General features: G+C 76.4%; 15 protein-coding genes. 6 read left to right on the forward strand and 9 right to left on the reverse strand.

Translation table 11 applies throughout. The annotated features are described in order from the left end of the window. The first annotated feature begins 40 nt into the window (after positions 1 to 40). From H7K62_RS14465 to H7K62_RS24045, 4 genes are all read left to right on the forward strand, one after another. Positions 41 to 241: a hypothetical protein gene (locus H7K62_RS14465; RefSeq protein WP_186719492.1), complete on the forward strand. Its 201-nt coding sequence runs from the start codon at positions 41 to 43 to the stop codon at positions 239 to 241. A 350-nt stretch (positions 242 to 591) separates the two neighbouring features. Further along, entirely contained in the window at positions 592 to 3,207 is a 2,616-nt protein-coding gene (locus tag H7K62_RS23305; RefSeq protein ID WP_186719494.1) for a cell wall-binding repeat-containing protein, read from the forward strand. Between the two features lie 69 nt (positions 3,208 to 3,276). Then, the gene (locus tag H7K62_RS14475; RefSeq protein ID WP_186719495.1) at positions 3,277 to 4,077 is read left to right on the forward strand and encodes a TSUP family transporter; all 801 of its coding nucleotides are present in this window, start codon (positions 3,277 to 3,279) and stop codon (positions 4,075 to 4,077) included. A gap of 69 nt (positions 4,078 to 4,146) precedes the next feature. Further along, the gene (locus H7K62_RS24045) at positions 4,147 to 6,735 is read left to right on the forward strand and encodes a cell wall-binding repeat-containing protein (RefSeq protein WP_186719499.1); all 2,589 of its coding nucleotides are present in this window, start codon (positions 4,147 to 4,149) and stop codon (positions 6,733 to 6,735) included. An 8-nt stretch (positions 6,736 to 6,743) separates the two neighbouring features. Here H7K62_RS24045 and H7K62_RS14485 read toward each other — a convergent pair whose 3' ends face one another. The 8 genes from H7K62_RS14485 to H7K62_RS14520 form a co-directional block, all read right to left on the reverse strand. Continuing rightward, positions 6,744 to 7,130 (reverse strand): hypothetical protein, encoded by a 387-nt coding sequence (locus H7K62_RS14485; RefSeq protein WP_186719500.1) that lies wholly within the window; start codon positions 7,128 to 7,130, stop codon positions 6,744 to 6,746. Positions 7,131 to 7,480: 350 nt separating this feature from the next. Continuing rightward, entirely contained in the window at positions 7,481 to 8,419 is a 939-nt protein-coding gene (locus H7K62_RS14490) for an EAL domain-containing protein (RefSeq protein ID WP_186719501.1), read from the reverse strand. Between the two features lie 95 nt (positions 8,420 to 8,514). Further along, on the reverse strand, positions 8,515 to 9,024 hold the full coding sequence (locus H7K62_RS14495) for a hypothetical protein (protein ID WP_186719503.1): 510 nt from the start codon (positions 9,022 to 9,024) through the stop codon (positions 8,515 to 8,517). A 112-nt stretch (positions 9,025 to 9,136) separates the two neighbouring features. Continuing rightward, positions 9,137 to 11,629 carry an MMPL family transporter gene (locus tag H7K62_RS14500; RefSeq protein ID WP_186719504.1) on the reverse strand — a complete coding sequence of 831 codons (2,493 nt, stop codon included), beginning with the start codon at positions 11,627 to 11,629 and terminating at the stop codon, positions 9,137 to 9,139. Between the two features lies 1 nt (position 11,630). Then, a complete protein-coding gene (locus H7K62_RS14505) occupies positions 11,631 to 12,314 on the reverse strand; it encodes a TetR/AcrR family transcriptional regulator (protein WP_222437629.1) in 684 nt (227 codons plus the stop codon). A 15-nt stretch (positions 12,315 to 12,329) separates the two neighbouring features. Further along, positions 12,330 to 14,360, reverse strand: coding sequence for a putative bifunctional diguanylate cyclase/phosphodiesterase (locus H7K62_RS14510; RefSeq protein WP_186719506.1), 2,031 nt, complete (start codon positions 14,358 to 14,360; stop codon positions 12,330 to 12,332). Positions 14,361 to 14,734: 374 nt separating this feature from the next. Continuing rightward, entirely contained in the window at positions 14,735 to 16,051 is a 1,317-nt protein-coding gene (locus H7K62_RS14515; protein WP_186719609.1) for an APC family permease, read from the reverse strand. Positions 16,052 to 16,170: 119 nt separating this feature from the next. Continuing rightward, entirely contained in the window at positions 16,171 to 17,292 is a 1,122-nt protein-coding gene (locus H7K62_RS14520; protein ID WP_186719507.1) for a class II histone deacetylase, read from the reverse strand. A 269-nt stretch (positions 17,293 to 17,561) separates the two neighbouring features. Between H7K62_RS14520 and H7K62_RS14525 the strand changes: the two genes are divergently transcribed. Continuing rightward, positions 17,562 to 19,316, forward strand: coding sequence for a S8 family serine peptidase (locus H7K62_RS14525; protein ID WP_186719509.1), 1,755 nt, complete (start codon positions 17,562 to 17,564; stop codon positions 19,314 to 19,316). A gap of 93 nt (positions 19,317 to 19,409) precedes the next feature. Continuing rightward, positions 19,410 to 21,974 (forward strand): putative bifunctional diguanylate cyclase/phosphodiesterase, encoded by a 2,565-nt coding sequence (locus tag H7K62_RS14530; RefSeq protein WP_186719510.1) that lies wholly within the window; start codon positions 19,410 to 19,412, stop codon positions 21,972 to 21,974. Positions 21,975 to 22,047: 73 nt separating this feature from the next. Here H7K62_RS14530 and H7K62_RS14535 read toward each other — a convergent pair whose 3' ends face one another. Further along, positions 22,048 to 23,127, reverse strand: a complete 1,080-nt coding sequence (locus H7K62_RS14535) for a cell wall-binding repeat-containing protein (protein WP_186719511.1) — start codon at positions 23,125 to 23,127, stop codon at positions 22,048 to 22,050. Positions 23,128 to 23,261: the final 134 nt, after the last annotated feature.

Below are 23,261 nucleotides of genomic sequence, written 5' to 3' on the forward strand. Positions count from 1 at the left end.
GGACACCAGGTCGGACGGTCCGGCTCTTGAGGAGGTCCCGATGAGCACGCCCCACCCCTTCTGCGCTCGCACCGCCGCGCTGTCAGCGCTGAGCGACCTGCTGCGGACCGACGCCGCGTCCCTGCAGGCCCGGCTGGAGGCCGGTGACGACCTCTCGACGATGCTGGCCGACGGTGGGATCGGGCTGGAGGCGCTCTCCTCCGCGCTCGAGCAGCGGCTCGCACCCGGCATGACCGCCTGACCCCACCAGAGCGCGCCAGACCGCGCCTGGTGGCGGCCCGTCCCCGCGCCCCCGAGCGGGGGACCTGAGACCCGGTGGGCAGGCCCAGGCCCGGATCCGGCCCCGGAAGCGGGTCTCAGGCTGCCCGCCGGGGCTGAGCCTGCCCACCACCGCGCACGGCCCGCGAGGCTGCGGCCCAGTGGCACCCAGACGCACGACCTCGGGGGGACGTGGCGCGGACCCGTGGGGGAACCGAAGCCGGTGGCCGACGGTCCTGGGAGATCCCTGAACCTCCCGCGGGTGGGCGTGTTCTCCCGCGATCTCCGTGCGCGGCTACCTACGGTGAAGGTCCACCCCTCCCGGAGGTCCTGATGCGCCGCGCCCTGCCCGCCCTGGCCACGACGGCCGCAGCGGCCGCCGCGGGCCTCCTGGGCGCTGGCGCCTTCGTGCTCCCGGCCTGGGCGGACGACCCCGCCGGCAGCGCCGCCACCACGGCCACCACCGGCACCTCCGGCACCTCCGGCACCTCCGCCGACACCGTGGACGACAGCGCGCCGACCGCCCTGCTCACCGGCACCCTGCGCGTGCTCGCGGACGTCGACCACGTCAAGACCGGCACCCTCGACGCCGCCCGCCGCCAGGCGGCCGCGTCCCTGGGCGGTGCGATGGGCCCGGCCTCCGGGCCCGGTCGCCGGCTCGACCCCGTGGCCCCCTACCTGCAGGTCGGCGGCGTGTGGGTGCCCCTGAGGGCCGGCTCCGTCGCGGACGTGGCCCCCGGCAGCGCCGTCACGGTCCGGGTGGAGGTGCCCGCTCCCGTGGTGCAGGCGGTCCAGGACGGGCAGCGCCTCGACGCGGTCCCCGACGGCCGCGCCTCCTCCACCACGGCCATCAGCGCGCAGGCCCTGGACGCGGCCACCGACACCCCCGCAGCCGCCTCCTCACCGCTGGCCGGGGCCAGCGCCGTCGCGGCGGCGGCGGCCGCCACCCCGGTGGCCGCGCAGGTGGTGGCGGCCACCACGCCGGCCACCACCAGCGTCACGTCGTCGCAGACGGTGACGGTGGTGGCGGTCTCCATGCTCGGCGGCTCGGACTCCTACTACAGCGACTCGACCGTCGACTCCCTGCTCTCGTCCGTGAACGACTACTGGGGCGAGCAGACCGGCGGGGCCGTCGGGTTCCGCCGCGAGGGTGCCGTCACGCGCTACTCCAGCTCGCTGGGCTGCTCGGACCCGAACGCGCTGTGGAGCGAGGCGGCGCAGCGCTCGGGGTTCAGCCAGGGCGCCGGCAAGCACCTGCTGCTGCTGCTGCCGCCGCAGGCCTACTCCTCCGGGTGCTCGTACGGGCTCGGGTCCGTGGGCTCCTCGCCGGGGGCGGGCGGGGTCACCTACGTCACCGACGCCAGCTGGCCGGCCATCGCCCACGAGCTCGGGCACAACATGTCGCTGCTGCACGCCAACCGCCTGCAGTGCGGCTCCGCCGTGGACGAGGCGGTCGGCACCACCGCGGCCTACAAGAGCTGCAGCGTGCAGGAGTACGGCGACCGCACCGACGTCATGTCCAGCGCCGCGGCGCGCTCGGACGGCACGCCCATCCAGGCCACCGGCAGCGCCTCGGCGTTCGAGCTGGCGCGCATGGGCCTGCTGAGCTCCGGCGGTCGCGCCACCGTGACCTCGGCCGGCACCACCAGCTGGACCATCCAGCCGCTGTCGTCGCTGTCCGGGCTGCGCTCGGTGCTGGTCACCGACCCGCGCAGCGGGGACGTCTACGACCTCGAGGTCCGCGCGAACGCCGGGCGCGACACCTTCGGGTGGGGCGGCTCCACCCGCGTCACCTACGGGCTGCGCGTGCTCAAGGCCAACGACGACGGCGGCAGCCTCCTGCTCGACCCCACGCCCACCACCGGCACGGACTCCAACGCGGTGGTGGCCCCCGGGACCACCTTCACCAGCGCCGCCGGCGGTGTGGCCGTGCGCACCACCGCGAACGCCGACGGGTCCGTCACCGCGCAGGTGTCCGTCGCGCCCGCCGGGCAGGACCACTGGCAGCCCCCCACCGCCTCCGTCACCGCCCGGCTCCAGGGCGAGGACCGCTACGGCACCGCCGCCGCGGTCTCCGGGGCGCTCGTGAAGACGCCGGTCAGCGGTCAGCGGGTCTTCGTCGCCTCCGGCTCCGCCTTCCCCGACGCCCTCGCCGCCGGCGCGGCCGCCGGGCGCGCCGGCTCCCCCACCCCCGTCCTCCTGGTCCCCGCCACCGGGGCGCTGCCCGACGCCGTGGCCACCGAGCTGCGCCGCCTGGCGCCGGCGCGGATCACCGTGGTCGGCGGCGCGAAGGCCGTGGACGACGGCGTGCTCGGCCAGCTGGGCGCCTACGCCGCCACCGTGGACCGGGTGCAGGGCGACGACCGCTACGCCACCTCCGCGGCGGTGGCCACCGCCACCGCCAAGGACACCGGCAGCACCGGCGGCACTGGCGGCGCGGTGTTCCTGGCCACCGGCCTGGACTTCCCCGACGCGCTGTCCGGCGCCTCGGCCGCGGCGCAGCTGGGCGGGTCCCTGCTGCTCACCGACCCGGGCTCGCTGTCCGGCCCCACGCTCGGCGCCCTGGACGCGCTGAGGCCGACGCGCGTCTACGTGCTCGGCGGGGGCATCTCCGGCACCGTGGTGAGCCAGGTCGCCTCGGCGGTGCCCGGCGCCGCGGTGAAGCGGCTCGCCGGCGCCGACCGGTACGAGACGGCGGCCCTCGTGGCCGACACGTCCTCTCCCCAGGGCGCGGGGAGGGTGGTGCTCGCCACGGGCGCGGCCTTCCCCGACGCCCTCACCGGCGGCCCGCTGGCGGCGTCGCTGCACGCGCCCCTGCTGCTGGTGCAGCCGACCTGCGCGCCGGGACCGGTGGTCGACGAGGTGAAGAAGCTCGGCGCCACCACCGCCACGGTGCTCGGCGGCCCGCAGTCGCTGTCCGACGGCGCCGCCTCCCTCGACCGCTGCTGACCCGGCTGCTGACCCGGCTGCCGGCCAGGGCGGACCAACAGCCCCGTAGGGTCGAGCGGTGAGCGCCCGGTGAGCATCGACGTCTCCAGCCTCACCCCCCTCGACTGGGCGCTGCTGGCCCTCGGCGGCCTCATCATCGGCTTCTCCAAGACGGCGTTCTCGGGCCTGGGCACCCTGGTCGCGGTGGTCTTCGCGCTGGTGCTCCCCACCCGCGCCTCGACCGGGGCGATCGTGCCGCTGCTCATCGTGGGCGACGTCATCGCCGTGTCCCTGTACCGCCGCCACGCCGACTGGAAGCTGCTGGTCAGGCTGCTGCCGTACCTCATCGGTGGGCTGCTGCTCGGCGTCGTCTTCCTCGACTCCGTGGACGACGGCGCCCTGCGCCGCTTCCTCGGGGTGCTGCTGCTCGTGCTGGCGGCGGTCCAGCTGCGCTCGCTGCTGCGTCCGGCCGCCCCGACCGAGGAGCCCGGGGTGGTCACGGCCCCCAGCGGCCCCGAGACCTGGGGGCCGCTGCGCCGCCGCACCACCGCCGCGCTCGCCGGTGGCGGCGCGGGCTTCGCCACCATGGTCGCCAACGCCGCCGGCCCGATCTCGTCGATGTACCTGCTGGTCATGCGCGTCAGCAAGATGGCGTTCGTCGGCACGGCCGCGTGGCTCTACGCCATCGTCAACGTCACCAAGGTGCCCTTCAGCGTGCAGCTGGGCTTCATCAACCCGCAGTCGCTGCTGCTGGACCTGCTGCTCGTGCCGGCGCTGCTGGTGGGCGCCTTCGTGGGCGTCAAGGTGCTGCGCCGGGTCCCCCAGCAGCTCTTCACCCACCTCACGCTGGTGCTGACCGCCGCCTCCGCCGTCGCCCTGCTCCTCCTCTGACCGCGCAGGACGACGACGCGGGCGTGTCGCTCCCCCGCGGGACGGCCCGGCTCGCGCACGATCGTCCCTGTGGAGTGCCCGCAGACGCCCCGGCCGCCCCGGTCGCGGCGGCGGCCCGCCGGTGCGGCGGCCGCGGTCGTCGTCGTCGGGGTCCTCGGGGTGGTGGGCGTGGGCGACGGACCCCCCGCGCAGGCGGTGCCCGTCTACGGGCAGGCGGTGCTCGGCGCGGGCTCGCTCACCGGCGCCGCGGGCGTGACCACCAGCGCCGACGGCAGCACCGTCTACGTGCTCGACGGCAGCACCATCAAGGCGTTCGGCACGTCCTCGGGCGGCTCGGTCCCCGCGCCCACCACCCTCACCGGGGTGAGCGGCCCGCAGGACCTCGCCCTCGGCGGCCCCGCCGGAGCGCCGGTGCTCTACATCGCCGACACGGGCAACCACCGCGTGGTCTCCCTGCCGGTGTCGGCGCTCGGCACCGGCTCACCCACCCTGACGCCCGTGGCGGGCACCTCCACGTCCGGGGCCCCCGTCCCAGGGCCGGCGACCAGCTCGCCGCTGACGGCCCCGCAGGGGGTCGCGTGGGACCCGGCGAGCAGCACCCTCTACATCGCCGACACCGGCAACAACCAGGTCGAGAAGGTGGTCGCGGGCACCCTCGCCGTGGTCGCCGGCACCGGGTCGTCCACCCCCGGCGCCCAGACCCCGGGCCTGGCCACGGCCTCGCGGCTCAACGCGCCCCGCGACGTCGCCACGGACCCCGCCGGCAACGTCTACATCGCCGACACCGGCAACGGCGCCGTCGAGGTGGTCAGCGGCACGCAGCTGACCACACTCACCACCGCCGCGTCTCCGCTGTCCGTGGCCACCGACGGCACCACGCTGTTCGTCGGCACGGGCACCTCCGTGGTGGCGGCGCCGGTGTCCGGCGGGGCGGCGTCGGCGGTGGCCACCGGGCTCACCGCGCCCGAGGGCCTGGCCGCCACCGCCACCGGCACGGCCGTCGTGGGCGACGCGGCCGGGTCGGCCTCCCGCGTGGTGGTGCTCTCCCCCACCGGCGTGGCGGCCGCCCCGCTCATCACGTCCGCGGCCCCCACCAGCGCCGCCAAGGGCGTCGCCCTGAGCCGCGCCTTCACGGCCAGCGGCTTCCCGCAGCCGACGTGGTCGATCGTCGGCACCCCGCCGGCGAGCATCACCGGGCTGGCGATCGGCACCACGTCGGGTCTGCTGACGGGCACGCCGACCGCCTCGGGGCCGGTGACCTTCACGGTGCGGGCCACCAACGCCCAGGGCCACGACGACCAGGTGGTGAGCCTCGCGGTGGGTTCGGTGCCCGCCACCATCTCCACCAAGCCCACCGCGACCGCGGGGCAGGGCGGCGCCACCGCCACCTGGACCGCCCCCACGGCGAGCACCGCCGCCGGCGAGGCCGTGACGGGCTACGTGGTCACGCCCACCTGCGGCGGCAGCGCCGGCGCGCCGCGCTCCGTGCCGGCCGGCGTGCTGTCCACCACCTTCTCGGGCCTCAAGGCGGGCGCCGCCTGCACGTTCACCGTGGCGGCCACCAACGCCTTCGGCACCGCGGCGCCGTCTCCGGCGTCCGCAGCGGTCACGCCGTACGGTGGCATCGCCGGCCCCGGGCCCGGGCTGACCCGGTACCAGGGCGGCAACCGGGTGCTCACCGCGGTGACCACGTCCCGGCAGCTGTTCCCGGACACCGGCAGCGCCCGCGCGGTGGTGGTGGCCAGCTCCACCAGCTACGCCGACTCCCTCGCCGGTGCCCGGCTGGCCGCGGCCGTGGGCGCCCCCCTGCTGCTCACCGACCCGCTGGCCCTCAACCCCGAGGTGGCCGCGGAGGTCGCCCGCGTGCTGGCGGTCCCGGCGGCCCCCAGCACGTCACCGGTGGCGCTGGCCGCCGCCGACGCCTCGGCCACCGCGGTGAAGCCGACCGCCACCGGCACCGTCTACCTGCTCGGCGGCACCACGGCCGTCTCGGCCGCCACGGAGACCGCGCTCCGGGCGGTGAGCACCAAGTACACCGTCACGCGGCTGTCCGGGGCGGACCGCTACGAGACCGCCGTGAAGATCGCCGCCCAGACCGCCGTCGACGACCCCGTGCCCGGCGCTCCGGTCTACGTGGCCAGCGGTGCGGACTACCCGGACGGGCTCGCGGTCGCGGCGCTCGCCTCCCGCACCGGCGGGGTGGTGCTCCTCACCCAGGGCTCCACCATGCCGGCGGCCACGCTCGGCTACCTGCAGACGTACGACCCGAACAGCGAGCTGCTCGTGGCCGTGGGCGGCCCGGCCGCGGCGGCCACCGCCGGGCACGGCGGGGACCGCGCGATCGTCGGGACCGACCGCTACGACACCGCGCGCCTGGTCGCGGCGCGGTTCACGGCCCAGCCCGGAGCGCCCCGCGTCGATGACGTGGGCCTGGCCACCGGCACCAACTGGCCGGACGCCCTGGCGGGGGCCGCGGCGATGGGCAACCTCCGCGGGCCGCTGCTGCTGACCCGGCCGGACTCCCTCTCACCAGCGGTGGCACCGGCGCTGCGGGCGCTGTCGACGGCGGGCAGGCCCACGTCGGCGCTGGTGTTCGGCGGTCCGTCGGTGGTGTCCCCGGGCGCCGCCGACGCCTTCGCCGCCGTCGTGGCCGGCTGACCCGCGGGTCAGCTCGCGGCGACGGGCTCCGCCAGGCGCGCCTGCAGCAGCGCCGAGGCGCTGCTCCACAGCTCGTGCGGCTGCTCCGACGGTGACCACTCCGCGTAGAGCAGCTCCGCGCCGTCGACGTCCAGCGCCCACAGGTAGCCGGCGCCGCGGTCCTCCACGGTGAGCACCAGCTCGGTGGTGCCGACGGTCCACCGGCACTGCAGGTCGCCGTCGGAGTCGACGCCCACCAGGGGCTCGGGGACGCCGTCGCGCTGGATGGAGGAGACGGCGCGGAAGAGGTGCCGCGGTCCGGCCAGGGCCGCGGGCGCGAGCTGCCGGTCGGGCACGGAGACCAGGGCGAGGAGCTGCTGCTCCACGCCCCGCAGTGCGTCGGTGCGCTGGGTCACCCCCTCTGCATCGGCAGCCCGGGCCGCGACCTCGAGCCCGGCGCGGGCGCGTGATCATCCGGTCGCGCCGGGTCACCCGCCCGGAGCAGTGCGGGCGTGTCGCCGCGCCGCGCCGCGCGCGCCCTGCTCCGGTTGGGCGGACCGGGTGCGGACGGGCCTCCCGGACCCCTAGCGTCTGCCGGGTCAGTCCCCCCGCTCGACGAGGAGCACCCGCGTGTCCCGGTCCGCCACCGCCCCCCGCACCACCAGCAGCAGCCCGCTCGCCGTCGCCGGAGCGGTGGTCTCCGTGGTCGGGACGCTCCTGCGCCTGGTGCTGCGCCGCCGCTGACCGCGCGGGCCGGCCGCTGCCCTCAGGACGACGACGACGAGGCCAGCAGCGGGATGGCCGGATGCGCCCCCTGCTCACCCGACTGCTGACCTGACTGCTGACCGGGCTGCTGACCGGCCGCGTGCGCGCGCCACAGGTCCACCACGGCGTCCGCCTCCAGCGCGGGGGCGAACAGCCACCCCTGCAGGTGGCCCACGCCAGCGCGGGCGCACGCGGCGCGCTGCTCGGCGGTCTCGACCCCCTCGGCCGTCACCTCGGCGCCGGCCTCGCGGACCAGCGCCACCACCGCGGCGAGGAGCCGCTCCGGGTCCGGTGCGGTGCGCGCCCGAAGAGCGCCGCTCCCGGGCAGCAGCGAGCGGTCCAGCTTCACCAGCCCGGTCGGCAGCTGGGCCAGGCGGCCCACGTCAGCGAACCCGCAGCCGAAGTCGTCCACGGCCAGGGTCGCGCCGGAGTCGGTCAGCGCCTGGAGCCGGTCGAGCACGCCGTCGTCGAGGTGGAGGCGGTCGTGCTCGAGCACCTCCAGCACCAGCCGGTCCGCTCCCGTCCCGGCGCAGGCGCAGGCGCGGGCGACCACGTCGAGCAGGTCCTGGCGCTCCACGCTGGACCGGCCCAGGTTGACGCCCACGCGGTGCACGCGGACACCGGCGGCGTCCCAGCGCAGCACCTGGTGCAGCGCCTCGTGGAGCACCAGCTCGTCGAGCGCGGCGCCCAGGCCGTGGGCCTCGGCCACCCCGATGAACCGGTCCGGCGGCACCAGGGCGCCGTCGGGCCGGCGCCAGCGGGCCAGGGCCTCCACGGCCAGCGGCTCGCCGTCCTCGGTGCGGACCACGGGCTGGTAGCGCACCAGCAGCTCTCCCGCCGACCGGCCGCCGGCCACCAGCTCGCGCAGGTCGGCCACGTCCCAGACGCCCCGCCGGGCCTCCCCCGCCCGTGCGGTGTGCGGTGCGGGTCGCTGGGGCACGGCGGTGTCCTCCCGGAGTGGTGCGGCGCCCCCGGTCGGGAGACGCGCGCTCGTGGTGGTTGCTTCGGCGGCTCAGGACAGCTCCTTGAGCATGATCACCCGACGGCGGCGGTCAGTCCCAGCGACGCCGTCAGCCCCGCCGGGGCCGTGCTGGCGGTGGCCGCGACGCCGGCGACAGCGCCGACCGTCCCGGCGACCCCCGCCGTCCCGGTCACCCCCGCCACCCCGGTGGCCCCTGCCACCCCGGTGACCCCCGCCACCCCGGCCACCCCGGGACTGGCGACGGAGGCGGTCGCCGCGGTGCCCGCGACCGGTGCGGACAGCGCCAGACCGGCGGTGGTGCCCGGCGCGCCGACGGGAGCGGTCGCGGCGGTGTCGGCGGTGCTCGCCGTGGCCGCCCGGTCCGCCGTGGCCGCCGTGGCCGCAGGGGTCCCCGTCGGGGCCGTCTCCGCGGTCGCCGCGGTGGGGGCGACCTCGGCGGTGGGAGCCGCCTCGGCGGTGGCGGCGGTGCCGCGGGCGGGGTCGCCGGGCTCGGCGTAGGCGGCTGCTGCCCCGGCGAGGGCCAGCAGCAGCGCAACGGGCACGACGACGGCGGTGTGCTTCACGGTGGGCTCCTCCCCGGCGCCGCGGACGCGGCGCGACCCCCACCCGTCGTCGCACCGGATCCCCGGGTGGAGGGCCGCGCCGCAGGACGTCATGGGCAGCGCGCGGGGAGCCTCACCCGGCCGGAGCAGCCTGCGGGGCCCCGGTCGTCGACCCGCCGCCGTGGGACCGCTCCAGGGAGGCCCCCTCGACGTCCACGTCGGGCAGCACCCTCGCGAGCCAGCGCGGCAGCCACCACGCGCTGGCCCCCAGCAGGTGCATCACCGCGGGGATGACGAGCAGCCGCACGAGGAAGGCGTCGGCGAGCACACCGAAGGCCAGCCCGAACCCGAACGACCTGATGATCACCGAGTCGGAGCCGATGAACCCGGCGAAGACCGAGATCATGATGATGGCCGCGGCGACCACCACCCGGCGCCCCGCCTTCACGCCCGCTGTGACGGCGGTGCGCGCGCCGGCACCGTGGGCGTACGCCTCGCGCATGCCGGACACGAGGAAGAGCTGGTAGTCCATCGCCAGCCCGAACATGATCCCGATGACGATCGTGGGCAGGAAGCTCAGCACCGGGCCGGGCGTCGTCACGCCGAACACCGACCCGAGCCAGCCCCACTGGTAGACCGCGGTGATGGCGCCGAGGGTGGCGAACAGCGACAGCACGAAGCCCAGCGTCGCCGTGAGCGGCACCAGCAGGGACCGGAAGACGACGACGAGGATGAGCAGCGACAGCCCCACCACGAGGCCGAGGTAGCCCGGGAGCGCGCCGGCCAGCTTCTCGGAGACGTCGATGTTGCCGCTGGCGACACCGGCCACCCCGTAGCCCTCGGGCAGGGCCCTGATGTCCTTGACGAGGGTCTCGGTCGCCTCAGCGGTGGGGCCGCTCGTCGGGACCACCTGGAACGCGAGCAGCCGCTGGTCGGCGGAGGCGCCGATCGGGGCGACGGCGGCGACGTCCGGCAGGCCCTTGAGCTGCTCGGCGATGCGCACCTGGTCGGCCAGCTGGTCGGTGCCCGTGACCGGCTGGGCCAGGTCGGCCACCACCAGCAGCGGACCGTTGACGCCCTCGCCGAAGGCGCGCTGGGTGAGCTCGAAGGCCTGGTACTGGGTGGAGTCCCTCGACTCCGAGGAGCCGTCCGGCAGCCCGAGGCGCAGCGACGCCGCGGGCACGGCCAGCACGCCGAGCACGGCCACACCGAGGACCACGGTGAGCACGGCGCGGCCGGTGCGCATCGGGCGCAGCGCCCCCTGGGCGGCAGCCTCGGCCGCGTCGTCGTCGTGGCGCTGCTGCTCCGCGGCGGCGTCGTGCCGGTCGTAGAACGCGCGCTCCTTCCGCCGCAGCACGCGAGCCCCCAGCAGGGAGAGCACGGCGGGGGTGAACGTCACGGCCATCGCCACCGCGACGAGCACGCAGAAGGCGCCGACGGTGCCCATCAGCCCCAGGAAGCCGATCCCGGTGACGTTGAGCGCGGCCAGGGCGATGACCACCGTCAGGCCCGCGAAGAGCACGGCGTTGCCCGCGGTCCCGGTGGCCAGGGCGATCGAGGGCCGCAGCTCCATCCCGTGCAGCAGCTGCCGGCGGTGGCGGTTGATGAGGAACAGGGAGTAGTCGATGCCGACCGCCAGGCCGAGCATCACGCCGAGGACGGGCGTCACGGAGATCATGTCGACGACGCCGGACAGCGACAGGGCCGCGGTGACCCCGACGCCCACGCCCACCACGGCGGAGACGATCGGCACCGCGGCGGCGATCGCGGTGCCGAGCACCACGAGCAGCGCCACAGCGGCGATGACCAGGCCCACCGCCTCACCGGGGCCGAGGACCTCGGGGACCTCCTGGACCAGCTCCTGGCTGAGGGCCACCTGCACGCCCGGCAGGTCCGCGCCCTGCAGCTGGGAGGCGACGGCCTCCTTGGTCTCGGGGGTGACCTGGTCCTGGGGCAGGGTGAACTGGACCACCCCGAGGGCGGTGCCACCGTCCTGCGAGACCTGTCGGACGCCCTCGGACACGGCGAGCAGGCGGCTGCCGAGGTCCGCCTGGCGGGCCTGCTCCTCCAGCTGCGCGCGGCCGGCGTCGACCTGGGCCTGCTGCTGGTCGAGGGCGGACAGCTGCGCCTGCACCCGCGCCGACTGCTGCGCGGCGGCCGGCAGCGCCTGCAGCTGGGCCCGGCCGGCGTCGAGCTGCGCCTGGCCGGCGTCGAGCTGGGCCCGGGCGGCCTGCAGCTGCTGCTGGCCCGACTGCAGCTGGGCCGCTCGCTGCTCGCGCTCAGCGGTGGTGGTGGAGGGGTCGACCACGCCCTTGACCCCGGGGGTCGACGCCACGCGCTGCAGGAGCTGGGAGACCTGCGCGCGCTGGGTCTCGGTGAGGGCGGCGCCGTCGGTGGCGTGGAACACCACCGTGCCGCTGCCGCCGCTGGCGGCGGGGAACTCCCGCTGCAGCTGCGCGGCGACCCTCGCCGTGGGCGTCCCGGGCAGGCTCACCGTCGACGACAGCGTGCCGCCCAGGGTGAGGTACCCCGTCACGCCCAGGGCGAGCAGCGCCAGCCAGGTGCCGATCACGGTGCGGGGTCGGCGCCCCGCCAGGGAGCCGAGCGCGTAGAGCCAGCGGGCCACGTCAGGAGCCTTCCGTCGGGTCGGTCGTCAGGTCGGTCGTCGGGTCGGTCCTCGGGTGGGCGCCGAGGCGGCCGAAGCCGTGGCGCACGGCGTCGAAGAGCAGCTCGAGCAGCTCCTCGAGGCGGCGGCGCCCCACGGGGTCGAGGGAGCCGGAGGTCTCCTCGAGCCAGGTGGTCGCCACCACCGCCATGCCGTTCATGACGGTGGTGGTGAGCAGCTGCACCTCGAGGGGCGTGAGGCCGGGGTGGCGCTGGCGCAGGCGCACGGCCGCCCCGGCGCCGAAGCGGTGCATCGCCTGCTGGCGCACCCGCTCGGCGGCGGCCTCGCGCCCCGGGGCCGACAGGGTGCGGCCCAGCCAGCTGAGCGCGGTGGCGACCTCGGGGGTGGTGAGCGTGGCCTGGAGGTCGTCCAGCGGGCTCGGCCCGGGGGCCGCCGCGCCCAGGTCCAGCTCGACGGCGGAGATGGCGCGCTCCAGCTCGGCCTCGACGCAGGCGACCACGGCGTCCTCGAGGTGGTCGAAGTGGTTGAAGACGGTCCGGCGGGAGACGTCGGCGCGCGCGGCGAGGTCGTCGGTGGTGAAGCCGGCGGCGCCGCGCTCGTCCACCAGCTCGCGCGCGGCGGCGACGATGGCCGCGCGGTGCCGCGCCTTCAGCGCGGCCCGGCGGTCGGGGGCGGCGAGGTCCACCACCCCATCATGCACTCAGTGCAACGTTGCGCTCGGTGCACCGGGTGTGGCGTCGGCGACACCGGCACCGCGCAGCAGGCTCGCGTCACCCCGCGCCAGCACGAGCTCGTCCAGCTGGTCGGCCGGCAGGGCCCGGCTCCACAGCCAGCCCTGGGCCAGGTCCGCGCCGGCGGCGCGCACAGCGGCCTCGTGCTCGGAGGTCTCCACGCCCTCCGCCGTGACCAGGGCGCCCACGGCGTGCCCGGCGCGGACCGCGAGCGCCAGCAGCTCCGCGGCACCCGGCTCGGAGGACACCACCAGCGACCTGTCGATCTTCAGAACATCGCAGGGGAGCCGCTTGAGCTGGCCCACCGAGGTGTAGCCGGTGCCGAAGTCGTCGATGGCCACCTGCACGCCGAGGTCGCGGATGGCCTGCAGGTGCTCCACGGACGGGCCCTGCTCCACGACGTCGGTCTCGGTGACCTCCACGACCAGGCGGCCGGGCGGGACGCCCGCGGCGGCCAGCGCCGCGGCGACGTCCTCGACCGAGGAGGGGGAGGCGAGGTGGCGCGGGGCGAGGTTGACGCCGATGATCGGCCCGTCGTCGCCCCGCGCCCGCGCCCAGGCCGCCTGCTGGGCGACAGCGGTGCGCAGCACCCACCGGCCGAGGTCGCACACGAGGTCGGAGCGCTCCGCCAGGGGCACGAAGACGTCCGGTACCAGCGGGCCCCGCTGCGGGTGGTCCCACCGCACCAGGGCCTCCAGGCCGTCGGCCGCGCCGCGTGCCAGGTCCACCACCGGCTGGTAGTGCAGCTGCAGCTGGTCGGCCGCCAGGGCGGCGCGCAGGTCTGCCTCGAGGGCGGCGCGCTCGGCCACCTCGCGGCGCAGCTCCTCACCGAACAGCACGGCCTGGCCGCGCCCTGCGGCCTTGGCGCGGTAGGCGGCGGTGTCCGCCTCGTGGAGCAGGGCGTCCGCGTCGGCCTGCCCGTCCGGGCTCCACGCGGCCCCGACGCTGGCGCCGACCGCCACCGCCCGCCCGTCGGCGGTCATGGGGGCCGACAGGTGCTGCACCAGCCGCCGGGCGAGCGCCATGACGTCGTCCTCGCCCTGCGCACTGGTCAGCACCACCACGAACTCGTCACCCCCCAGCCGCCCCACCACGTCGGTGGAGCGCACGCAGGAGGCGATCCGCCCGGCGACGGTGCGCAGCACCTCGTCGCCGGCGCGGTGCCCGTGGGTGTCGTTGACGCGCTTGAAGCCGTCCAGGTCCACGAAGAGCACCCCCGCCCCGCGGTGCTCCCGGCGGGCGGCGCGCAGGGCGGTGCCCAGGCGCGCCCGGCTGGTGGCGCGGTTGGCCAGGCCCGTCAGCGGGTCGTGCGCCGCCTGCCGCTCCAGGGTGCGGGTGAGGCCCTCGAGCGCCTGCACGGACCTGCCGGCGGCGCGGACGGCCTCGGCGGTCCGCGCCACCACCAGCACCGCCAGGAGCGCGCCCGCCACCACCACGGCCCAGACGAGCCAGCTGCTCGCCCACCCCTGGCCGCCGCCGGGTGCGGGCTCGGTGCGAGGCCGGAGGAGCAGCAGCGCGAGCACCGCCGAGGGCAGGCCCATCGCCGCGGTGAGGACCACCCCGGACGACAGGCCCATCGCCACGGGCTCCGCCTCCGCGTCGCCCTGGTCGGGGTCGGGGTGCAGGGCGGCGGACGCCCAGAGCAGGTTGCCGACGAGCGTGCCGGCCGCCAGCACGGAGGCGTAGGGGTTGTGGTTCCCCCACAGCAGCCAGGTGGCGTCGCAGGCGAGGACGACGACGACGGCGGCCGCCCCCAGGCGCGGTCCGGCGCTGCGCCACCGGGTGGCTGACAGGAGCACCACCGCCTGCGAGACCAGCACCACGTCACCGATGAGGTAGCTGACGCCCAGGGCGTGGTCGGCGGCGACCCGGTGCTGGCTGTCCAGGGCCGGCCCCACCACCGCCGCGCAGCAGAGCAGCGCCAGGGCCACGGCGGCGATGCCGCCCTCGAGCACCCGGGGGCGCCAGTGGCGCTCGCCGGCGTCGCGGGTCAGCAGCACGAGTCCCAGGGCCAGCGGGAGGTAACCGGCCAGGTAGAGGGGGGCCGCCGGGGGAGCCCCCGCCGACGTAGCCGAGCTGGAGGGCCAGGACGTGCAGGCCGTCTCCCGCCAGCCAGAGGGCGTAGGCGGTGGCCAGGCACCACCAGCCCGCGCCGCGACGTCCGCGGCGGCGGGCGCCGACCACCATCGCCGTCACGCCGAGCGCGCTCAGCGGCAGCTGGACGAGGGCGGACAGCGGACCCGCCAGCGCGAGCACCACCACGGCGCCGGCGACCCCCAGCGCCAGCGCCCCGCTCCAGTGCCGCCGCAACCGCGTCACGCGTGGATCATCGACACCCGGACCGCACCCCTTGACCGGCCTGGCGGTCAGGCGGTCAGGCGGTGTGGTCGACGGCCAGCTGCGGCGGCGGCCGCCGGAACCCGCGGGTCAGCACCGCGAGGTAGACCACCCCGGCCGCGGCCCACACCCCTCCGACCTCGAAGGTCAGCGAGGTCAGCTGGGTCCACAGCCACAGGGTCAGGCAGAAGCCGACGACCGGGACGACGGCGTAGAGCAGCAGGTCCCGCGGGGACCGGCGACCGCCGTCCACCACGTAGGTCTTGATGACCGTCAGGTTGACCAGGGAGAACGCCGCCAGCGCCCCGAAGCTGATGATGGAGGCGAGCGTCGCCAGGTCGATCGCCAGGGCCACCAGCGACAGCGCGCCCACCACCAGCGTGGCGCCCACCGGGGTGGCCCACCGCGCGGAGAGCACCCCGAAGACGCGGCGCGGGAGCACGCCGTCGCGGCCCATGGCGAAGAGGATCCGCGCCACGGAGACCTGGCTGGCGGTCGCGGAGGCCACGCAGCCGGCGATGTAGGCGGCCAGGAAGAAGCTGGCGAGGGCCTTCCCGCCGGCCTCGGTCATCACCTGCAGGCCCGCCGAGTCGGGGTCGGTGATGGAGCGCCAGTCCGGCAGCGCCGTCTGGGAGGCCCACGACAGCACGATGAAGATCACGCCGCCCAGGGCCGTGGTGGTGATGATGGCCGCCGGCACGGTGCGGCGGGGCTCCCTGGCCTCCTCGGACAGGGTGGAGATGGCGTCGAAGCCCAGGAAGGACAGCGCCAGCACGGCGGCGCCGGAGAAGACGGTGCCCCAGGAGAGCTCGCCGGAGACGAAGGGGGCGGTGAGCGAGGGGGCGTCGGCGGCGCCGGCCAGCTGCGCCACGACCACCGCCACGAAGACCACGGCGAACACCAGCTGCACGCCCACCAGCAGCACGTTCGCCTTGTCGACCACGGTGATGCCCACCACGGTGAGCGCGGTGACGAGCACCACGGCCACCACCACGACCAGCCACTGCGGCACCGCGGGGAACTGCGCGTTGATGTAGAGGCCGACGACGAGGTAGTTGATCATCGGCAGCAGGAGGTAGTCGAGCATGAGCACCCAGCCGGTGAGGAAGCCGGCCTTCGCGCCGAAGGCGCGCTGCACGAAGGTGTAGGCCGAGCCCGCCGACGGGTGGCTCCTGACGTTGAGCGCGTAGCTGACCGCCGTGAAGGCCATCACCACGGTGGTGACGACGTAGGCGGTGGCCAGGTGCCCGCTGGTCTGCTGGGTCACCAGCCCGTAGGTGGTGAAGACGGTGAGGGGCACCAGGTAGGCGAGCCCGAAGAGCACCAGCGACGGCGTGCCGAGCACCCGCCGCAGCGTCCCGTCGACGACGAGCCCGTGCTGCTGGGAGGGCTGCTGGGAGGGCTGCTGGGAGGGCTGCTGGGAAGGCTGCTGCGACGCCTGGCGCGGGTCCGCGCCGCTGCGGTCGACGGTGCTCACCGGGCCACCTCCGCCAGCGCGAGCCCGGCGGCGCGGGCGGCGGCCGCCACGGCCTCGGCCTGGTGGGGGCGCAGCGCCTGGTCGGGCAGGTCCTCGTACTCCTCGGCGAGGAAGTCGGTGACCTCCGTGCGCTCCCCCGACATCTCCTCGAGCACGGCCACGCCGCACAGCGGGGCGTAGACGGGGCTGTAGCCGCCCTCGTGCGTCATGATCACGCGCCCGTCGCAGAGGCGGTCGGCGGCGTCGAGCACGGCGCGGGCCATCCGCCGGAAGCCGGTGGTGGTGACCACCATGCCGCCGAGCGGGTCCAGGGCCGCGGGGTCGAACCCGGAGGCGACCACCACGAGGTCGGGCCGGTGGCGCTCCAGCGCCGGCAGCACCACCTGCTCGACGGCGTGCAGGTAGCCGTCGTTGCCGGTGCCCGCGGGCAGCGGCACGTTGATGGCGCTGCCCTCCCCCGCGCCGCGGCCGCGGTCGGTCAGGCGGCCGGTGCCCTTGGGGTAGAGCTGGTCCTGGTGGACGGAGATGGTGAGCACGTCGGGGTCCTCGGCGAAGACCTCCTCCGTGCCGTTGCCGTGGTGGACGTCCCAGTCCACCACCGCCACGCGCTCCACCCCGTGGTGGCGGCGCACGTGCTGGATGGCGATCGCGGCGTTCGCGAAGACGCAGAAGCCCATGCCGGTCTCGGGGCGGGCGTGGTGGCCGGGCGGGCGGACCAGCGCGTAGGCGTTGGTGGTGCGGCCGGTCACCACGGCCTTGGCGGCCTGCACGGCACCGCCCGCGGCGAGCAGGGCGATGTCCACGCCGCCGGGACCGAACGGGGAGGTGCCGTCACCGGCGTCACCGCCGCGCTCGGCGGCGCTGCCGGCACGGATGCGCTCGAGGTGCTCGCGGGTGTGGACGGCGAGGACGTCGTCCTCGGTGGCGAGCACGGCCCGGATCCTGTCGAGCCTGGCGGCGAGCCCGCTGACCTCCACCAGCGCGGCGAAGCGCGTCTTGGACTCGGCGGACTCCACGTGGTGGTGCGGCTGGACGAACCCGCCGGGCCGGGCGAACGCCGCGTGCGTGCCGGTGTCGTGCCAGCCGTAGAGCTCTTCCCAGACGTAGCCGGTGCGCATGGCCCTCCCCCGTCGCCCTCAGCCTCGGCGGCTGACGCTGGCCGTCGCGACGGGCACCGAGGACGGCGCCGTCGCGGGTGTCCCGGACACTAGGCGCCGCAGCAGGCGCCGACAAGGAGCGCGGCGCGGATCCGAGGCGGTGTCCCCACCACCCCGGGGGACGTCGGACCCGGTCCGGAGGGGCCGAAGGGCTCTGGCGGCTGGGCCGCACGGGTGTCACGACCGACACGGCCTCGCAGTGACGCTGCGCATTCCCTCAGATTCGCTGCGTGACCACATCCTCCTCACCTCGCCGCGGGACGCGGCGCGCGGCGCGCCGCCTCAGAGGCGCCGCACTCGCCGGCACGGCGCTCGCCACCGCCGTCGCGCTCGTGCCCGCCGCCCCCGCTCTGGCGGCCACCCCCGAGGCGGCCGGTGGTGGCTCCCCCACCACGGCTGCCGTCTCCGCGGGCCCCCTGGGGTCCGGCATCCTCACCTCCGTCCTCGGGACCCTGTGGGGCGACCGGCGGGCCGACGACCTGTCGCGCAACCCGCTGACCGGTCAGTACGACGCCCGGCGCGACCCGGGGTCGCTGTACTCGATCACCACGGCCATCGGGGCGCGCTCGGCGTGGCAGCAGACCGATGCCCGGGGGGCGGCCATCACGGGCAAGGGGGTCACCGTCGCCGTCGTCGACAGCGGGGTCGCTCCCGTGCGCGGCCTGAGCAGCAAGCTGGTGCAGGGCCCGGACCTGTCCATCGAGGCCAACAGCCCCACGCCGCTGTCCACGGACTCCTACGGGCACGGCACGCACATGGCCAGCATCATCGGCGCCTCGGACCCCGTGGCGACGAGCCGGGCCGGCAGCCCCTCGGTGCTGGACAGCAGCGCCCAGCTGGGCGTCGCCCCCGGCGCCGGGCTGCTCGCGCTCAAGCTCGCGACCACGGACGGCAGCACCGACGTCAGCCAGGTCATCGCCGGGCTCGACTGGGTGGTCGAGCACCGCGACGACAACGGCATGCACGTGCGGGTGGTCAACCTCTCCTTCGGCACCTCCGGGCTGCAGGACTACCAGGTCGACCCCCTGGCGGCGGCCGTGGAGCGGGCCTGGCACCGCGGCGTGGTGGTCGTCGTCTCCGCGGGCAACGAGGGCAAGGGCTCCGACGGGCTCACCAACCCCGCCATCGACCCGTACGTCATCGCCGTGGGGGCGACCAGCCCCAGCGCGTCGCCGGTGAGCACCGTCCTGACGGGGGCCTCGCAGGCCTGGAACGGCTGGTCGTCGCCCAGCTCGGCCTCCTTCTCCTCGCGCGGCACATCCTCCCGCCCCGTCGACCTCTCGGCCCCCGGGACCTCCGTGGTCGGCCTGCGGGACCCGGGCTCCTTCGTGGACACCGAGCACCCCGAGGGCCGCGTCGCCGCCGACTCCAGCTCGCGGCTGTTCCGCGGCAGCGGCACCTCCCAGGCGGCGGCCGTGGTCAGCGGCGCCGCGGCGCTGCTGCTCCAGGCCGACCCCAGCCTCACGCCCGACGCCGTGAAGGCGGTCCTCCAGGCCACGGCGGACCCGGTCTGGGGCGCCGACCGGCGCGACGTCGGGGCGGGCCAGGTGGACGTGGCCGCAGCGCTGCGCACCGTCAAGGCCGCTGCGAGCGGTGATGCGCGGGCCAAGGCCGTGCTGGCGGCCCGCCAGACCTTCCCCGAGGCCACCGGCCTGGGCAGCCTGGAGGCGGCGCGCGGCGACGCGCACCTGGCCGACCCGGTGACGGGTGAGGCGCTGACCGGCGAGGTCGACGTCCAGGGTCGCCCCTGGGACGGTCGGGTGTGGGCCGACGCCGCCGCCCGCGACGCGACGTGGTCGGGCGGTCTGTGGCTCGGCGAGCGCTGGAGCGGCGACGGCTGGGCCACCACCGCGGGCTGGGAGCGCGCTCGCTGGAGCGACGCCGCCTGGCAGCGGGCCCGCTGGTCGGCCGCCGGGTGGGACAGCGCCCGCTGGAGCAGGGCCCGCTGGAGCAGCGCCAGCTACGACAGCGCGCGCTGGTCCTGACCGAGCACCTCGCTCGGGAGACACCGCAGACCTCAAGTCCCCCTGTCCTTCCCCCGAAGGACAGGGGGACTCGAGCGCTCCCGGAGGTGCGTGGTGGAGGTGAGCGGTACCGCGGCGCGGCTGCGCAGCTGGGCCTCCGGTCCCGGGGCCCCGACCCTCGCCCTCACCGCGGCCATCCTCGCGTGCGGCGTCGTCGCCGCCGGCCAGCTGCCCGCCCACCCCCTGCTGCCCGTCCCCCCGCTCGGAGGCTGGGCCGGGCTCGCCGTCCTCGCCGTGGCGCTCGTCGCCGCCGAGCTGGCGCAGGCCCACGTCGAGGTGCGCCACGAGGCGTACAGCTTCTCCCTGACCGGCGTGCCGCTGCTCCTGGGCGTGCTGTTCTGCCCGCCGGCGGTGCTGGTGGCGGTGCGCGTGGCCTGCGCGGCCGTCGCCTTCGGCATCCAGCGGGTCAGCCCCGCCAAGTCCGCCTTCAACCTGGCCGCCTACCTGCTGGACGTCTCCCTGGTCCTGCTGCTGGCCGGGCTGCTGTCCGGACCGCGGGAGGCCCTGGACCTGCACCTCGCGCTGACCGCCTACGCCGCGATGGCGGTGGTCGACCTGCTCATGACGTGCCTCGTCCTGCTCGTGATCCGCATCAACAGCGGACCGCTGGAGGTGGGCGACGTGGTCGGCTCGGTCGTGCCAGCGGTCGTGTTCGTGGTCATCAACGCCGCGGTCGGCCTCCTCGTGGCGCTGCTGGCGGGCGGTGGCGCCCTGGGCCTGGTGCTCCTGGCCGTCTTCGTGGTGGTCGTGGTGGTCACCTACCGGCTGCACCTGGTGCTGCGCCGCCGGCACGCCTCGCTGCAGCTGGTCAAGGACTTCGTGGACCTCGGAGCGCGCACCGCCGCCCAGGGAGGCCCGCTGGCCGAGGTGCTGCTCGACCGCGCGCGGACCGACCTGAGGGCCGAGAGGGCCGTGGTCCTGCTGCCGTCGCAGGACGGCGAGCAGGGCTGGACGGCGCTGGCGCGCTCCACCGAGGGAGGGCTCGAACCGGCGCCGCCGCGCACGGGGCGCCGGGCGTCGGACACCCTCCTCGCGGAGGTGGCCGCCAGCGGTCAGGGCCGCCTGGTGGGGGCGCGCACGCGGGACCGGGGACACCAGCAGTGGCTGGCGGCGCACGGGCTCCGCGACGCGATCACCTGCCCGCTGGAGGTGGAGGGCCGCCGCGGCGTGCTCGTCGTGGCCGACCGCACCGGGGACACGGCGACCTTCGGTCGCGACGACCTGGCGCTGCTCCAGACCCTCACCGGGCACGTCGAGGTCGCCCTGCGCAGCGCGTGGCTGGTGGACCGGCTGCGCCACGACTCCCGCCACGACGCGCTGACCGGGTTGCCCAACCTCCCCGGCCTGGCCGAGCTGGCCGCTCCGCTGCTCGCCACCGGGCCCGCGCCGGCGGTGGTGGTGCTGGCCCTGGAGAGGGCCTCGGAGGTGAAGGCCGTGCTGGGCCACCGCAGCGGTGACGAGCTGCTGGTGCTGGTGGCGCGCCGCCTGGAGCTGGCGCTGCCGGGCGCGCTCGTCGGTCGCCTCGGCGGAGACGAGTTCGCCGTGGTGCTCGTCCCCCAGGACGGAGCACCCGCGCTCCCCGCCGCACTGGCCGCTGCCGAGCGCATCGAGAGGGTCCTCGACGCGCCGGTGCAGCTGACATCTGCGTCGGTGTCCACCTCGGCCAGCCTCGGCCTGGCCGTCGCGCAGCCCGGTGACGAGCTCGAGGACGCGCTGCGGCGGGCCGACACCGCACGGACGAACGGCGGTGGCGCCGGGGGCGGCACGGGTGCCGTGGTCTACACCTCGTCGATGGACGAGGGCCGCGCGGAGCGCGTGGAGCTGCTGTCCGACCTGCACCGCGCCCTCGACACCGACCAGCTGATGCTCCACTACCAGCCCAAGCTGGACCTCGCCTCCGGCCTCGTGACCGGTGTGGAGGCGCTGGTGCGCTGGGACCACCCGCGCCTGGGGCGGCTGAGCCCCGACAGGTTCGTGCCGCTGGCCGAGTCGACGGGGCTCGTGGAGCCCTTCACGCACCACCTGCTGGGCGTGGCCCTGCGGCAGCTGCGCTCCTGGCAGGACAACGGGGTGGACGTCTCGGTGGCGGTCAACCTCTCGGCCCGGAACGTGGCGAACCCCGCGCTGCCCGACCTCGTGGCGGCGGCGCTGGCCCGGGCCGGCGTGCCGGCCACCCGGCTCACGCTGGAGCTCACCGAGTCGGTGGTCATGGGAGACCACGCCCGCACCGTGCCGGTGCTGGGGCGCCTGTCGGCCCTCGGGGTGACCCTCTCGCTCGACGACTTCGGCACCGGCTACTCCTCGCTCTCCTACCTCCAGCGGCTCCCGGTCCAGGAGCTGAAGATCGACAGGAGCTTCGTGCGGGGCCTGGAGTCCACCGCCAGCGCGCAGGACTCCGCTGTCGCCGCGGCGCTCATCCGCAGCATCACCGCGCTGAAGGACGCCCTCGGGCTGCGCGTGGTGGCCGAGGGCGTCGAGGACGCCTTCGTGCTCGAGCGCGTCCGAGAGCTCGGCTGCGACCTCGTGCAGGGGTTCCACGTCGCGCGTCCCGCCGCCGCGGACCAGCTGGACGCAGCCACCACGCGCCTGCGGACCACCCCGGACGTCGTCGGCGGCTGAGCGGCACCCGACCGGCCGCCCACGACCCCGGGAACGGCCCACCCCACAGGATCCTGCGGGGCGTCGTCGCACCTCAGCAGGGGGTGAGGGCCGCTGCCGCCGGGCCGACCACGGTCGGTCCCCCGAGGACGACGACGCGCTGGGCGCGCAGGCGGCTGATCTCCGCCAGCGTCGCCGCCGGCACGCAGTCCTTGGTGGTGAGCAGCAGCGGGACTCCGCTGGGCCCGGCCACGGCCGCTCCGGCCAGGCCGTCCGGGAAGCTGGTGCCGCTGGCGAGCATGACCGCGGACACGGTGTCCTCGCCGTCGGCGGCCCGGGTGGACGGGCTGCCCTGCGCGTGCACCTGGGCGCTGGCCCGGGCGGCGGTCTCGTACCGGTCGGCCCCGTAGGTGCGGGTCACGGACGTGCCGGGCAGGAGCGCCTTGAGCTGGCCGACCACGGCGTCGGAGACGGTGCCGGGGCCGCCGAGCACCACCACGCTGCTGGGCGCGAGGGTCTTGACGTCCGCCGCCAGGGAGGTGGGCAGGCGCGCCGGGTCGGTGAGCACCAGCGCCCCGCCCACGGCCCCGGCGGCCGCGCCGCCGCCGAGGGCGTCGGCGAAGCCCGTCCCGGACGCCACGTACAGCGGCTTGCCGGGGTCGGCGAGCACGCTGGCGGCGTAGCCGGCGGTGTCGTACCGGTCGTTGCCGTCGAAGCGCTCCACCTGGGCGAGGTCGCTGAGCTGGGCGCTGATGCGGTCGCTGACGGACCGGTCACCGCCGAGCACGTAGACTTGCTCCACCTTGAGGCGCTGCAGCTCGGTGCGCACGGCGCCGGGCAGCTGCCCGTCAGCGGGCACCAGCAGCAGCGGCGCGCCGTACTGGGCGGCCAGGGCGCTGGCGGCCAGAGCGTCGGGCCAGCTGGCGGCCGAGGCGACGAAGGCGGCGTACGCGCCCTCGCCGTCGGAGAAGACGGCCTGGCTGACGGCGATGGCGGTGCCGATGCGGTCGTCCCCGGCCAGGCGCCGGACCTCGGGCGCCCCGGACGACGCGCTGGCGCTGGCCGACGGGCTCGCAGTGGCCGACGGGCTGGCGGTCGCCACGGTGTCCGCACTGGCAGCGCCGGCCGTGCACAGGGTGCCCAGCAGCGTGGTGGCGAACAGGCCAGCGGCCATCGCCGCTGCCCTCGAGCCGGTGGTGCGCACAGCCAGTCCCCCCAGACGTGACCACGGGTGTGGTCGGTGTCCCGACGACCGTGGCACACCGGCGGCCCCGGACCGCGGCGCCACGCCGCAGCGGCACTTGCGGC

This window comes from Quadrisphaera sp. RL12-1S, assembly GCF_014270065.1.
Lineage (GTDB): Bacteria > Actinomycetota > Actinomycetes > Actinomycetales > Quadrisphaeraceae > Quadrisphaera.

Bases quoted from the DNA above. Each gene is read 5' to 3' on its own strand.
- H7K62_RS14465 (WP_186719492.1), top strand. From the start codon at position 41: ATGAGCACGCCCCACCCCTTCTGCGCTCGCACCGCCGCGCTGTCAGCG.
- H7K62_RS23305 (WP_186719494.1), top strand. From the start codon at position 592: ATGCGCCGCGCCCTGCCCGCCCTGGCCACGACGGCCGCAGCGGCCGCC.
- H7K62_RS14520 (WP_186719507.1), bottom strand. From the start codon at position 17,292: ATGCGCACCGGCTACGTCTGGGAAGAGCTCTACGGCTGGCACGACACC.
- H7K62_RS14535 (WP_186719511.1), bottom strand. From the start codon at position 23,127: ATGGCCGCTGGCCTGTTCGCCACCACGCTGCTGGGCACCCTGTGCACG.